Origin of the sequence: Agrobacterium tumefaciens (genome assembly GCF_017726655.1) — a bacterium.
Taxonomy (GTDB): domain Bacteria; phylum Pseudomonadota; class Alphaproteobacteria; order Rhizobiales; family Rhizobiaceae; genus Agrobacterium; species Agrobacterium tumefaciens_B.
Genome location: NZ_CP072308.1, coordinates 1,101,951 through 1,116,415 on the forward strand (window position 1 = coordinate 1,101,951; position 14,465 = coordinate 1,116,415).

General features: G+C 59.8%; 12 protein-coding genes. 8 read left to right on the plus strand and 4 right to left on the minus strand.

Annotation, left to right across the window (positions count from 1 at the left end; all coding sequences use genetic code 11):
- Positions 1-132 precede the first annotated feature (132 nt).
- Positions 133-1,797, minus strand: coding sequence for an electron transfer flavoprotein-ubiquinone oxidoreductase (locus tag AT6N2_RS05535; protein ID WP_209089125.1), 1,665 nt, complete (start codon positions 1,795-1,797; stop codon positions 133-135).
- A 396-nt stretch (positions 1,798-2,193) separates the two neighbouring features.
- On the opposite strand from AT6N2_RS05535, the gene AT6N2_RS05540 reads away from it, so the two are divergent.
- Entirely contained in the window at positions 2,194-2,802 is a 609-nt protein-coding gene (locus tag AT6N2_RS05540) for a histidine phosphatase family protein (protein WP_233282478.1), read from the plus strand.
- A 75-nt stretch (positions 2,803-2,877) separates the two neighbouring features.
- On the opposite strand, the gene AT6N2_RS05545 is transcribed toward AT6N2_RS05540, so the two are convergent.
- Positions 2,878-3,447 (minus strand): TetR/AcrR family transcriptional regulator, encoded by a 570-nt coding sequence (locus AT6N2_RS05545; protein WP_233282479.1) that lies wholly within the window; start codon positions 3,445-3,447, stop codon positions 2,878-2,880.
- Between the two features lie 85 nt (positions 3,448-3,532).
- Here AT6N2_RS05545 and AT6N2_RS05550 point away from each other — a divergent pair, with 85 nt between their 5' ends.
- Together AT6N2_RS05550 and AT6N2_RS05555 are read left to right on the plus strand one after the other, a co-directional pair.
- Complete coding sequence (locus tag AT6N2_RS05550) at positions 3,533-4,420, plus strand: DMT family transporter (RefSeq protein WP_209089133.1); 888 nt, start codon at positions 3,533-3,535, stop codon at positions 4,418-4,420.
- Between the two features lie 198 nt (positions 4,421-4,618).
- Complete coding sequence (locus AT6N2_RS05555) at positions 4,619-5,413, plus strand: SDR family oxidoreductase (protein ID WP_209089135.1); 795 nt, start codon at positions 4,619-4,621, stop codon at positions 5,411-5,413.
- A 14-nt stretch (positions 5,414-5,427) separates the two neighbouring features.
- Here the strand turns inward: AT6N2_RS05555 and AT6N2_RS05560 are convergent, their stop codons facing one another.
- Positions 5,428-6,405 carry a GGDEF domain-containing protein gene (locus AT6N2_RS05560; protein WP_209089138.1) on the minus strand — a complete coding sequence of 326 codons (978 nt, stop codon included), beginning with the start codon at positions 6,403-6,405 and terminating at the stop codon, positions 5,428-5,430.
- A gap of 413 nt (positions 6,406-6,818) precedes the next feature.
- Between AT6N2_RS05560 and AT6N2_RS05565 the strand changes: the two genes are divergently transcribed.
- The 3 genes from AT6N2_RS05565 to AT6N2_RS05575 all read left to right on the plus strand — a co-directional run bounded on the left by AT6N2_RS05565 (position 6,819) and on the right by AT6N2_RS05575 (position 9,404).
- On the plus strand, positions 6,819-8,117 hold the full coding sequence (locus tag AT6N2_RS05565; RefSeq protein WP_209089141.1) for an Hsp70 family protein: 1,299 nt from the start codon (positions 6,819-6,821) through the stop codon (positions 8,115-8,117).
- A gap of 43 nt (positions 8,118-8,160) precedes the next feature.
- The gene (locus AT6N2_RS05570; RefSeq protein ID WP_209089144.1) at positions 8,161-9,060 is read left to right on the plus strand and encodes a uracil-DNA glycosylase; all 900 of its coding nucleotides are present in this window, start codon (positions 8,161-8,163) and stop codon (positions 9,058-9,060) included.
- 152 nt (positions 9,061-9,212) lie between these two features.
- Positions 9,213-9,404, plus strand: coding sequence for a hypothetical protein (locus AT6N2_RS05575; protein ID WP_063950983.1), 192 nt, complete (start codon positions 9,213-9,215; stop codon positions 9,402-9,404).
- 375 nt (positions 9,405-9,779) lie between these two features.
- Here AT6N2_RS05575 and AT6N2_RS05580 read toward each other — a convergent pair whose 3' ends face one another.
- Entirely contained in the window at positions 9,780-10,715 is a 936-nt protein-coding gene (locus tag AT6N2_RS05580) for a DMT family transporter (protein ID WP_063950982.1), read from the minus strand.
- A 440-nt stretch (positions 10,716-11,155) separates the two neighbouring features.
- On the opposite strand from AT6N2_RS05580, the gene pepN reads away from it, so the two are divergent.
- A complete protein-coding gene (pepN, locus tag AT6N2_RS05585; protein WP_209089146.1) occupies positions 11,156-13,804 on the plus strand; it encodes an aminopeptidase N in 2,649 nt (882 codons plus the stop codon).
- Between the two features lie 132 nt (positions 13,805-13,936).
- The gene (locus AT6N2_RS05590) at positions 13,937-14,257 is read left to right on the plus strand and encodes a carboxymuconolactone decarboxylase family protein (protein ID WP_063950980.1); all 321 of its coding nucleotides are present in this window, start codon (positions 13,937-13,939) and stop codon (positions 14,255-14,257) included.
- The last annotated feature ends 208 nt before the right edge of the window (positions 14,258-14,465 follow it).

Below are 14,465 nucleotides of genomic sequence, written 5' to 3' on the forward strand. Positions count from 1 at the left end.
CCGGCATGACGGAAACGACCTAAGTCAGATAAGCGTCCAGCGCCGACGCGACAGCCCGGTTCGATGACGACTGCACCCTCGCAACGACATCGCCGAAACAGTCGTTGCGCGATTTTTCGCTCGTTCACACCATCACATATTGGCGTAAACCGGCCCCTCGCCGCCCTGCGGCGGCACCCAGTTGATGTTCTGGTTGGGATCCTTGATATCGCAGGTCTTGCAGTGCACGCAGTTCTGGGCGTTGATGACGTAAACTTCCTCGCCATCCTTCTCCACCCACTCATAGACGCCGGCGGGACAGTAGCGCGTCGAGGGGCCGGCAAAAACGTCGTGTTCGGAACGCTTCTGCAACTCCATGTCCTTCACCTGAAGATGCACCGGCTGGTCTTCCTCATGGTTGGTGGAGGAGAGGAAGACGGAGGACAGGCGGTCGAAGGTCAGAACGCCATCCGGCTTCGGATAGGCGATCGGCTTGTGCTTGGAGGCGGGCTCAAGGCTCTGGGCATCCGTCTTGCCGTGCTTCAGCGTGCCGAAGAAGGAGAAGCCGAGAAGCTGGTTCGTCCACATATCGAGACCGCCGAGCGCCACGCCAATGGCCGTGCCGAACTTCGACCAGAGCGGCTTGACGTTCCTCACCCGCTTCAGGTCCTTGCCGATATCGCCGTCGCGCCATTCGGCCTCGATCTCGGCAACCTCGTCGTGGGCGCGGCCGGCGGAAATCGCTGCGGCGATCTTTTCCGCCGCCAGCATGCCCGACAGAACCGCATTATGGCTGCCCTTGATGCGCGGAACGTTGACGAAACCGGCGGAACAGCCGATCAGCGCGCCACCCGGGAAGGTGAGCTTGGGCACCGACTGATAGCCGCCCTCGGTGATGGCGCGCGCGCCATAGGAGATGCGCTTGCCGCCCTCGAACGTATCGCGGATCGCCGGATGCGTCTTGAAGCGCTGGAATTCCTCGAAAGGATAAAGATAGGGGTTCTTGTAATTGAGATGCACCACGAAGCCGACGGCGACGAGGTTATCTTCCAGATGATAGAGGAACGAGCCGCCACCGGTCTTGAAGCCGAGCGGCCAGCCGAAGGAGTGCTGCACGAGGCCCTGTTTGTGTTTCTCCGGCTTGACCTGCCAGAGTTCCTTGATGCCGATGCCGAACTTTTGCGGCTCGCGGTCCCTGGACAAATCGAATTTGGAGATCAGCTGCTTGGCAAGCGATCCCCGCACGCCCTCGCCGATCAACACATATTTGCCGTGCAGTTCCATGCCGCGGGTGAAGTTCGGGCCCGGCTCGCCATTCTTCTCGATGCCCATGTCGCCGGTGGCGACGCCGATGACGGCACCTTCGTCATTATAAAGCACTTCAGTGGCGGCAAAGCCCGGATAGATCTCGACGCCGAGTCCTTCCGCCTTTTCCGCCAGCCATCGACAGACGAGGCCGAGCGAGACGATGTAATTGCCGTGATTGTTCATAAGCGGCGGCATCATGAAGTTCGGCAGGCGGATGGAGCCTGCGGGTCCGAGAAACAGGAACTGGTCGTCCTTGACCTCGGTCTTGAAGGGGTGCCCCTCCTCTTCGCGCCAGCCTGGCAGCAGCCTGTCGATGCCGATGGGATCGACCACGGCGCCGGAAAGGATGTGCGCGCCGACTTCCGCGCCCTTTTCCAGCACGACGACCGAAAGCTCCGGCTCCACCTGCTTCAGCCGGATGGCCGCGGCAAGACCGGCCGGACCCGCACCGACGATCACTACGTCGAATTCCATCGCTTCGCGTTCGGGCAGTTCCATCGCGTCCGTCATCGTGTCCTCTCAGATCGCCGGTCCCATCCGGCTGTTGTTATCGTCTTTTCCGTTGCCGCATCGCACCGCCTGCGCCAGACTGAAAGCCCATCTGCGACGCTGCACCAGCCAGCACCTGTCTTCGCAAAGCAAAATGCCTTTGTCGAGCGTCTATAACGGCGAATCAGGACACGCGCCACCATATTGTCAGACAACCTGACGAATAAATTTTACTTTTACGTTCACGTCATTCCAGCATATTAACGAGACGCTGCATCGTCAAGGGTTGGGAAATTCGGCGAGCATTCAACCACCGCAATTGCCAACGGAGCCGCTCACCTCCTTGATATGCCGATTGCGCCGTGCAAACAAACATGTGACTGTCCACCGCCGGGTGGCAACGCAAAGGGGAATCGCGTGTCGACTATTTACCTGTTGCGGCATGGCGAGACCGTCTGGAATACACTGGGTCGATTCCAGGGTCAAAAAGACTCGCCCCTGACGCGGCATGGGATTGAACAGGCTGACCGGGTGGCTTGCATTCTTCGTGACGAGCTTTCCAGCGGCACTCGCTTGTTCGAGCTGCGGCTAAGTCCGCTAGGCAGAACGCGCGAAACGGCAAGCAGGGTTCAGCGGTTGCTGCCGCTCCATGGCATCGAGGACTCACGGCTGATGGAGGTGACCACCGGCTGCTGGGACGGGATGACAAAATTCGAAATAGACGCAGAATATCCCGGCCATCTCGAGGGCTCGGATGCTTTCGATTGGTATTTTAGATCGCCTGACGGCGAGAGTTTCGATGACGCCTGCCGGCGCGCAAGAACATGGCTTGCCGATATCGACCGGCCCACGATAGCCATATCGCACGGTTTGTTCGGCCGACTCATCCGCGGGGTCTATGCGGGGCTGTCGCAACGGGAAATGCTGGAGCTCCCCGTTCCGCAAGACGGAATTTATCGTCTCGGCGATGGCGCCATTCGCTTCATCGACGGCATATGCCAGGACGCCGTGCCGAACGAGATGTGAGACAGCGCCGTGCAGTTTGCCACGAATTCAGCTAGAGCGGGCCGGTCATCTATTTCAAGACAAGATGCCGCCACTCTAATGCATGTTTGCCATCAGCCTTTGTAAGCCCTTAGTGCGGAACCGGGTGAAAGCGGCTGTATCGCCCGTGGCCTTCACACGGATGAGCGCGCCTTCGTAGGCCTCGATGATACAAGCGCAGAGGTCCGAAACATCCTCATCGTCGGCAATATCGCCTTCATATTGAGCATGCGTAAGCAGTTCGCGGATGCTCGTCTCCCACCGCCTGAATGAAATAGCGAGCGCGTCCCGGACCAGAGCGCTGCGGCCGGCAGCCGTCTGGGCAATCACGCCGTAAAGGCAGCCTGCATAAGGTCCGTCCTGTTTTAGCTCGAGTTCCAGCGTCTCGAAATATACCGCTAGTCGCTGCAAGGCGCGCAACGAGGCATCCGCAAAAAGGCTTTCCCTGATCTGCGCGTATTTTCGCTCGTAGGCCTCGATGACCGCCACCACGAAGTCGTCCTTGCTTGCAAAGAAGTAGTAGAAGGACCCTTTTGGCACATCCACTTCCTTCAGGATCGGGCCGATCCCGACGCCCTCATAACCATGAGCAAGCAGCTGGCGCATTCCCTCCGAAATGAGACGCATGCGTGTCGCAGATTGAACACCCATCACTAGACCGATCGTCTACAATACTGATTATACATACTTACCTCCTCGGGGTGGTGCCGACATGAGTCTATCACATGAGCGTTCCAGTGGCATATATCTTGTTGCAGCCTCCGCAGTTTTATGGAGCACAGCAGGGCTTTTCGTGCGCATGGCCGATATGGATGTGTGGTCGATGGTGGCGTGGCGCTCAGCTTTCACCTTTTTGGCTCTCGGGGCGTTTCTTCTGCTCAGGAATAGACTTACCAGACAGCGGTCGCTGACGTCATTCGGCTTGCCCGGCCTTGCCGGATGCATGGTGTCTGCGATCGCTGCGATCACCTATGTCGCGTCGTTGCGCTGGACGACCGTCGCCAACGTGATGACGATCTATGCCACGCTTCCTTTTATTGTGGCCGTCATCGCATTTATGTCCTTGCGGGATCGGGTAAGCTACCGTTTCGCCATTGCCGGCTGCGCCGCTTTCGTCGGCGTATTGATTTCGGTCGGCGCGGCGGTATCTCAGCAGGATATGCTAGGCATCTTTGCTGCCTTCGTAATGACCACAGGATGCGCCACCCAAATCGTCATCGCGAAGCGCTTCCCCGACATGGATACCGCTCTGATGACCGCTCTCGCCGCGCTGATCTGCCTTTGCGTCGCGCTGCCGCTGATGCGGTTCGAGCTTCCCGCTCCGACGCAGGTCGTTGCGTGTGCGCTTTACGGCGTTTTCACCACGGCCCTCGGCTATATACTTCTGCTGCAAGGGTCCCGGCGCATAAACGCCGGCGAAGCCGGATTAATTTCCATGCTGGACGTCATCCTCGGACCGGTTTGGGTCTGGCTCTTTTACAACGAAGCCATATCGCCGCTGGTTCTGACGGGCGGCGGCATCGTGATCATGTCTGTCTTTTGGTATTTGGCAGAAGGTCGTAGAACCGCCACAGCTCCTTTGAAATTCCCTCCCGCTTAGCCTGACGGGTGAGGACACTCGAACCGCCCACTCCTCATCCGTGGTGAACACGATCGTCAGCCGGCGGTTCTGCCGCCTGACGAACCATGCCATGGAAAGCGAAACGGCGAAGCTGAGTAAGGTGGCGACGATGGTCCACATTTCGCCGAAATGCTCTATAACCAGCGGATACAGCACTCTCAAGACAGGACAAAATCCATGGATCTCGGCATTTCCGGCAAACGGGCCCTCGTTCTCGCTTCCTCTCGCGGCCTTGGGCTTGGCATTGCCACCGCGTTAGCGAAAGAAGGCGTCAACGTTCTTCTGGTTGGCAGAAGCGGCGAGAAACTGGCGGCGAATTGCAAGGCGATCAATGCGCTCGGCAAGGGCAAAGCCGACTGGGTGTGGGGCGACCTTGGCGATGACAATTTTGTCGAGGCCATGGTGCAAGCCGTTAAGGACAAGCTCGGCGGCATCGATATTCTCGTCAATAATACCGGCGGACCGACACCGGGCCTTGCCCAGGAGATGACGGCGGACAAGCTCGATACCTTCTTCCAGTCGATGGTGCTGCGCGTCATCACGCTCACCAACGCGCTGCTGCCGCAGATGAAGGAACAGGGGTTCGGCCGCATCCTCACCGTCGCCTCCTCAGGCGTGTTCGAGCCGATCCCGAATCTGGCCCTTTCCAACACGCTGCGCGGCGCGCTCGTCGGCTGGAGCAAGACGCTGTCCTCCGAAGTGGCGGGCTTCGGCATCACCTCCAACCTCCTGCTGCCCGGCCGCATCCACACCGACCGCATTGATGAGCTGGATGGCGCCAACGCCAAGCGCTTGGGCAAGACCGTGGAGGACATTCGCGAAGCATCCGTCAAGAGCATTCCGGCCGGCCGTCTGGGCACGGTGGACGAATTCGCTGCTGCCGGCGCTTTCCTTTGCTCTGTTCCCGCGAGCTACATTACCGGCACGATGCTGCGGGTGGATGGCGGCGCGGCGAAATCGAACTGGGGCTGAGCCGCAATGGCCGGTCACCGGGCCGCTCCGTAGATCACGTAGCGGTTCCGCCCGGTGTTCTTCGCTTCATAAAGTGCCGTATCGGCGTGTCGCAAAACGTCGCTGGCGCGCTCACCGGGATTGGCATAGGCAATGCCGGCTGAACAGCTATAGCGAAAATCGGGCATGTCGCGCAGCGGCGCGGCATCGGCCAGAGACAGTTGAAGCTGGCGCATCAGTGTTTCGGCGCTGTGCATGCGTGAGCCGCTGAGTACCAGCAAAAACTCTTCGCCACCGATTCTCCCGAGAAGGTCGTCCCGGCCGACGGTGGAAGACAGCCGGGCCGCGAAATCTTGCAGCACCATGTCGCCGTAGGCATGGCCGAAGCGGTCGTTGACACTCTTGAAGTGATCGATGTCCATGATGATGACGGCAAGCGCCTGGGCCTTGTTTGGGCCAAGCAGGTGGTTGAGAGTGTCCATGGCGTAACGGCGGTTGCCGAGGCCGGTCAGCTCATCACTCAAGGCGGATTTCAGGGCCCGGTCCCGCTCCTGACGCAGGTCGCGCAACTCGACGCCGAGTTCGGACACATCGGTGACCACGCACAGCATCCAGCCGCCCGGCAGCGTGGTTTCGGTCGTCAAGGTCCAGCGCCCATCCTTGAGACTGGTCTCGATGGTGCGAAACGGCAACTTGCCGCGCCGCGTCTTGGCGGAGCGCAGCCAGAGCTCGAAATCCGATGTTTCGATGGTTGTGCCGGTCGCGTTTCGAAACCCGGCGCGCATAAGCTCAACCCAACTGGGAAAATCCTGCGGCCCGATACCGAGCGCAACGCGAAACGCGCTGTTGGCGAACCGCAACGCATCACTGCCGTCAAACAGCGCATAACCCTGCTGGGAGGCCTCCATGAGGGCCATGAACTGCCGGAAGAAAACCCCCATGTCGCCCTGAACGGCAGGGGCATGGTCCGCCGCTTCGTCCTCCGCGGTGTTTTGACCGATCCTGTGGGGCATCAAACTTCCAAAAACTACGAACAACTGACAATCAAAGACAGCATGCCCGGCGGGACATGCCAAAGGTAAATTAATATTCTATCCAATAGAGAGCGGCTTCATCCCGCTGTCTGTTCTTTTTACAGAACTCGCTATAACAGAACTTCCCTAATGCAATAGCAAGCAACTACTTTGCACTTTCACAATAGAGTTGTGAACCCATTTACCATATGACCCTTGGGTTGCCGTAACTTTGCGGCCGCCGCGCACAGAGGCGGTGTAGATCGAAAAAAGTCCGGCGACGCTTGTCATTCCGTTCGCCCTGTGCAATCAACCGCCCTCCTCTGACATCGGGATGCCAAGAGCATCCCTTATTTTCACGCCGGGCCGCCCAAGGGCCGGGCGGGTTCTTCTATCGACACAAGGATATGGCGATGACGCAAAAGCGGGCTCTCGGCCTCGATTTCGGCACGACCAACACGGTCATGGCTCTTTCCGACCACGGCGGCGCAAGCCACTCCATGCGCTTCACCAGCAGCGCGGGCACGGATGACAGCATGCGCACCGCGCTGTCCTTCATGAAGGATGCCGGCCTCGGTGCGGCCGCCCTGCATGTGGAGGCGGGCCATGCCGCCATCCGCCAGTTCATCGACAACGCCGGCGACTGTCGTTTCCTGCAGTCGATCAAGACATTCGCGGCCTCGCCGCTGTTTCAGGGAACGCTGATTTTCGCCAAGCGCCAGAGCTTCGAAGATCTGATGGAGGTTTTCCTGCGCAAGTTGAAGACCTATGCCGGGGCCGAATGGCCCGAAAATGTGTCGACCGTCATCGCCGGCCGCCCGGTGCGGTTCGCCGGCAGCAATCCCGACGAGACGCTCGCTCTTGCCCGTTACAACGAAGCGCTCACCCGCGCCGGCTTCCCGGAAATCCACTATGTCTACGAGCCGGTGGCGGCCGCCTATTATTTCGCCCAAAGCCTGAAGAAAGACGCCAACGTGCTGGTGGCGGATTTTGGCGGCGGCACGACGGACTATTCGCTGATCCGTTTCGAAACCCATGCCGGCAAGCTTTCCGCCACCCCCATCGGCCATTCCGGCGTCGGTGTGGCGGGCGATCATTTCGACTTCCGCATGATCGACAATCTGGTCTCGCCTGAGATCGGCAAGGGCAGCAAGTTCAAGAGCTTCGACAAGGTGCTGGACGTGCCCTCCGGCTATTACGTGAATTTCGGCCGCTGGAACCAGCTGTCGATCTTCAAGACCTCGAAGGAGTTCACCGACCTGAAATCGCTGGTGCGCTCGGCGCTGGAGCCGGAAAAGCTGGAAATGTTCATCGATCTCGTCGAACATGACGAGGGCTACCCGCTCTATCAGGCTATTTCCGCCACCAAGATGGCGCTGTCGTCAGCGGAAGAAGCGGAATTCAACTTTGCACCACTCGGAAAGGCCGGACGCAAAACGGTGAAACGCAGCGATTTCAACAGCTGGATCGCCGAGGATCTCGGCAAGATCGAAGAAGCGCTCGACGAGGTTCTGAAAAAGACGCAGGTTGCGCCTGATGCGATCGACAAGGTTTTCCTGACTGGCGGCACCTCTTTCGTGCCGGCGGTGCGGGACCTCTTCACCCGTCGTTTCGATGCCGACCGCATCGAAAGCGGCGGCGAGTTGCTTTCGATTGCCCATGGTCTCGCCATGATCGGCGAAAGCGGCGATATTCAGCGCTGGACAGCGTGATTTGCGGGTTCCCCGGGCGGGGAACATGCGGTAGTTTCCGCCCATGATCGCCGCCCAAGACCTCTCCCCGGCCGAACTTGCCGCCCTTCTGCATTTCCATGCGGATGCAGGCGTCGACTGGTTGCTGGAAGAGACCCCGGTCGACCGTTTCGCCGAATTTGCCGCCGCCCGCCCTGCCCGGTCGATGCCGGGGCAGGATACGGCCGCATCGGCCCGGCAAGTGGAAAGCCCGGCCGATCGCCGTGCTGATGCGCCTAACCGCCAGGCGCCAGGCCGGAGCGCTCCTGCGCGCGGCGCACCGGCAGCCCCCGCCATTCAGCAGAATGTCGCCATGCCGGACGAGCAGGCCGTGGCGGCCGCACGTTTTGCGGCGGAAAGCGCTCGATCACTTGGGGAGCTAAAAACCGCGCTCGAGGGTTTCAGCGGCTGCAATCTCAAGAACAGCGCGCGCAATACGACTTTCAGTCAAGGCGATCCCGCCTCCGGTATCATGGTGCTCGGCCCGATGCCTGACGCCGATGACGACCGCGAGGGCCTGCCTTTCGCCGGCAAGGCCGGCCTGCTGCTGGATCGCATGCTCGCGGCCATCGGTCTCGAGCGCAGCAGCATCATGCTCGGCAACGTCGTTCCCTGGCGGCCGCCTGGCAACCGACCGCCGACCCAGGCCGAAATGGATATCTGCCGCCCCTTCATCGAGCGTCAGATTGCGCTTGCGGAGCCGAAACACCTGTTGCTTCTCGGCAACTTCACCGCACGTTTCTTCTTCGGCGGCACCGGCACCATCCATACCATGCGCGGACAGTGGCGTGATGTCGCAGCCGGCCACCTGATTCTGCCGGCGCTCGCCAGCCTGCATCCGCAGGAACTGCTGAACGCGCCAGCCAGCAAGTCATTGGCATGGCAGGATTTATTGGCCTTTCAAGCGAAAGTGGCCAGAGGCTGACTGCCTCATTACTGTTCAATGTAAATGATTTATGAAGAAAGCCATGCGGATTACGCATAACAGCGGCGCATTTGGCCAGCTTGCCGAATCCATGCTGCGCTGCGATATACCAACCATGTCTTGGGAGGAATTCGGTTAAAGGAACCAAGGCAATGACCACTCGCTTCCGTCCGGTACATTCCGGCTTTGAAACGCTCCGTCTGGCAGGCCTCGGCGCCCGCTCCAGTCAGGGCTACCACCGTTTCGGCGCTGCCGCAAACGAACAGATGACCGCACGCGCTGCCATGCAGCAGGTCCGCGTGACGCGTCCCTCGGCCGTCTTTGCGGATTTCCGCGAGCGCTGAGAAGCACTCAGGCCAGCTTAGGCTCGGTCGATAGATATGATTGCGCGCTGGCGTCTTTCTTCGGGAAGGCGCCTTTTGCTTTTGTGGTTTTTTCGAAAGGCTGCGACGAAGTCTTGAACCGAGTCACAAGGCTGTAGTGCGCGCCCAGCCGTCCTTGCTCCGTTAACGCCGGTTGAGACGAAAAACGGCACTCTCGATCTTGTCTTCGACCACGCGTCATCCAATCCGTCATGCCGGACCTGATCCGGCATCCAGCCAGCCCAAGTCCTTGGGCTGAAAGAACTCTTGTCGCCGCGCGGACGCGCGTCGGCTGGATCCCGGCTCAAGGCCGGGATGACGGAAGCGGTTGCACTGAAACACCGACAATAGCGCTCCTCACCCCTGCGGCGTCGAGGCCTTGCGGGCCGCGCGTCTTGCCAAGCCCAGTTGATGCTCGCGGAAAATGATGAAGATGCCAGCGAGGATCACGATCGCGGTGCCGATCAGCATGGTCGCCGTGGGGATGTCGCCGAACAGGATGTAGGAGACGGCGATCCCGAAGACGATGGAGCTATATTCGAAGGGCGCGATGACGGAGACTTCCGCGTGGCGGTAACTTTCCGTCAGGAAGATTTGCGCAACGCCGCCGCAGATGCCGCTGGTGATCAACAGCACGGCCTGTGTCATCGTCAGCGCGCTCCAGCCAAGGGGCACGCTCAGCAGTGACAGCAGGGTGGCAGTCAGCGAGAAATAGAGCACGATGGTCGGCGTTTTCTCCGTTTCCACCAACTGTCGCACCTGGATCATCGCCAGTCCGCCCAGCGCCGCACCGCATAGCACGGCGATGGCGCCCAGCCCCTCGCCCGCGGCAAAACCGCCTTCCTTCAAAAGCGTCATCTTCGGCCACAGAATGACCAGCACGCCCATCATGCCAACGAAGACCGCGCTCCAGCGATAAACGCGCACTTTTTCGCGCAGGATGAAGGCGGCAAAAACGACCGCGAGCAGCGGCGAGGCATAACCAATGGCGATGAATTCCGGCAGCGGCAACATGGTCAGCCCGTAAAAGCCGCAGACCATGGAAAGAATGCCGAGAAAACCGCGCTTGAAATGGCCGAGAAGATTGTTGGTGTGCAGCGCGCTTGCCAGCGCGTGCAGCCATGCGAGATAAACGACGATGGGCAGAATGGCGAAGGCGGAGCGGAAGAAGGTGATCTGGCCGGCCGGCACATCGCCTGCGGCCTTGATACAGGTCTGCATGACGAGAAAGAAGCCGACCGAAATCAGCTTCATGCTAATCCCACGAAAGGGATTCATCGGTTCGGCGTTCATTGGCAGTTACTCATATCGGCTGCACAGACACGCCATCGGGGAATTTTCATGCGGGAAAGGACGACGCAGGAGAAGTGGATGCGCCAAGGCTAGAGCATTCTTCCGAGGCTTTACAGCAAAAAATGTTATTTACCCATGAATTCGGTTGATCTGGGGAGGCTTCGTTTGCCCGGCTGACGGGATGGCCACAGACCAAAAGTCACGGGCGCTAAAATTTGAAGAAAATAAAATACAATTTCAGCAATCGTTCAACATTTGCTGCGATGGTCCCATGGTCCGGCGGCGGGAGGATCGTCTGCATGGCCGGCAAAGCCTTCCAGGGCGGGACAGAATGTCCTCCGACGCGCACATGAACGTGACGAATACTCTACCGATTTTACATCCGGGCTTTATGACGACATGATGCCGGGAAGACCACGCCAAGTTATTCAGGGATAGTCATGCGAACAGACACGGGCCAGATCGTTCACCTGGCAGATTACCGCCCCACCGATTTCGTTCTGGAGCGGGTGGATCTCACCTTCGAACTCGACCCCAAGAACACGAAGGTCGAAGCCCGTCTGATTTTCCACCGCCGCGAAGGCGCTGACCGGCAGGCGCCCCTGGTTCTCGATGGCGACGAGTTGACGCTTTCCGGCCTGCTGCTCGATCAGGTGGAGCTTCCCGCCGATCAATATGACGCCACGCCCGACAGCCTGACCATCCGCGACCTCCCGGCCGAATCCCCCTTCGAGATTTGCGTCACCAATTACATCAATCCGCAGGTCAATACGCAGCTGATGGGGCTTTACCGCACCAATGGCGTTTATTGCACGCAGTGCGAGGCGGAAGGTTTCCGCCGTATCACCTATTTCCCCGACCGTCCCGATGTGCTTGCGCCCTACACTGTGACGATCATCGCGGCGAAGGAAGGCAACCCTCTGCTGCTTTCGAACGGCAATTTCCTCGGCGGCGGCAATTACGATGAAGGCCGTCACTTCGCGGCCTGGTTCGATCCGCATCCGAAGCCCAGCTATCTTTTCGCACTCGTCGCCGGCGATCTCGGCGTGGTCGAAGACACATTCACCACCATGTCCGGCCGCGATGTGGCGCTGAAGATTTACGTCGAGCATGGCAAGGAGCCGCGCGCGGCCTATGCCATGGACGCGCTGAAGCGTTCGATGAAATGGGACGAAGAGCGCTTCGGCCGCGAATATGACCTCGATATCTTCATGATCGTCGCCGTGTCGGATTTCAACATGGGCGCGATGGAGAACAAGGGTCTCAACGTCTTCAACGACAAATTCGTTCTGGCCGACCCGGAAACCGCCTCCGACGCGGATTACGCCAATATCGAGCGTATCATCGCGCATGAATATTTCCACAACTGGACGGGCAACCGCATCACCTGCCGCGACTGGTTCCAGCTGTGCCTGAAGGAGGGCCTGACGGTCTATCGCGACCAGGAGTTTTCCGCCGACATGCGCTCGCGTCCGGTCAAACGCATCGCCGATGTGCGCCACCTGAAATCCGAGCAGTTCCCGGAGGATTCCGGCCCGCTGGCGCACCCGCCACGCCCGGATACATACCGCGAAATCAACAACTTCTACACGACGACCGTGTATGAAAAAGGTGCCGAAGTCACCCGCATGATCGCCACGATCCTCGGCGCTGACGACTTCAAGAAGGGCATGGACCTCTATTTCGAGCGTCATGACGGTGAAGCGGCCACGGTCGAGGATTTCGTCAGGAGCTTTTCTGACGCCAGCGGCCGCGATCTGTCGCAGTTTTCGCTGTGGTACACGCAAGCCGGAACGCCGCTTGTCTCGGTTTCCTCGGCTTATGACGCTGGCAAATCGACGTTCAAACTCACGCTCGAGCAAACCACCGCGCCGACACCCGGCCAGCCGGTGAAACAGCCGCGCCACATTCCGCTGTCTCTGGCGCTGATCCTCGATAATGGCCAGATCGCCGAACCGCAGGCCGTGGAAGGCGGTGAGTATCGAGATGGCGTGCTGCACCTGACCGAGCGCAACCAGACCTTCTCCTTCTCCGGTATTTCCTCGCGCCCGGTGCTGTCGATCAACCGCAGCTTCTCCGCGCCGGTCAATCTGCATTTCGAGCAGAATGCGGCTGATCTGGTGCAGATCGCCCGGCATGAGACGGACATGTTCGCTCGTTTCCAGGCGCTGACCGACCTTGCCCTGCCGGCGCTCACGGCTGCCACGAAGGCCGTGCAAAAAGGCGAAGAGGTCCGCGCGGATTCCGCTCTCTCGGCGACGCTCATCGAAATCATCGGCGACGACACGCTGGAACCCGCCTTCCGGGCACAGGCGCTTGCCTTGCCAAGTGAAACCGATATTGCCCGCGAACTTGGTGGCAACACCGATCCAGACGCGATCCACAAGGCGCGCAACGAAACGATAAAAGCGATCGCGACCGCCGGACTTGAAACGCTTCGTCGACTTGCTGAGGGTGATGCCGATAATGCAGCCTACAGCCCAGACGCCGAGAGCGCGGGCCGCCGGTCGCTGCGCAACGGCGCCTTGAGCTTCCTCGCCTTCGCCGAGGCAACGCCGGAGCGGGCCGCCAAGGCCTATGCAAGCGCCGGCAACATGACCGATCTCGCCTATGCGCTGAGTGTCCTGACGCAGCGCTTCCCCGACAGCGCCGAAACGCAGGAAGCTCTTGCCGCTTTCGAGAAACGTTTTGCCGACAATGCGCTGGTGCTCGACAAATGGTTCTCGCTGCAGGCGGCCATTCCCGGGGAAGGCGCGCTGGAACGGATCAAGACGCTGATGAAGTCGAAACATTTCATTGCGACCAATCCGAACCGGGTACGTTCGCTGGTGGGCACGCTCGCCTTCTCGAACCCGACCGGCTTCCACCGTGCCGATGGCGCAGCCTATCGGTTCCTCGCCGAGCAGATCATCGCGATCGACAAGCGCAACCCGCAGCTCGCCGCCCGCATCCTCACCTCCATGCGCTCCTGGCGCTCGCTGGAACCCGGCCGTGCAGAGCATGCGAAAGCCGCACTTTCGAGCATCGCTGCGGCAAAAGGCCTCTCGACCGATGTAAGCGACATCGTCGGGCGTATCCTGCAAGGCTGATTGCCGCGGACAGCCACTATTGCGACCTTCTCCATGACGCCGTCTTGATTTCCATCAAGGCGGCGTCCTGCGTTCAGCGACATCATCAGAGGCAGTGGGGCTGCAGCCGGCCCTTTGAACGAAGAGGAAAAGATGACCGACATGTCCAGAACCAGCGCTTCGTTTCAGCGCTTCATGACAGATGCGCCAGCCCACAAGGCGGCTTGGTTTCAGGCAGTGCAGGCTCTGGGCGCTGCATCGACGCTGGACGAGAAAACGCAAAGCCTGATCTACATTGGCATTCTGGCAGCGCTCCGACTGGAAAGCGGCATTGGTTTTCATGTGATGGAGGCCAAGGCCCACGGTGCGACGCGCGACGACATTGTCAGCGCCATATTGACCGGCCTTCCCGCCGCGGGAAACGGCGTCATCGCAGCACTCGGCCCTGCCCTCGATGCCTTCGATGGGATCTGACGGTGCCCAAATCCTGTCCCTCAACAGCAGATAGCAGGGTGCCGGCCCACTGATTTTCTTCGCGAAACCCGGCTTGCGAGAAACGGTATCCAATTGTCCCGAAAAAATACGGAGTCGGTTCAAGGGGTTAAAATTCTTTTAACTTTTGCCTCTGGACAGGGCGAATCGCATTTGATTCATTAGGCATATTCGAGCGGCGGCGCTTCGA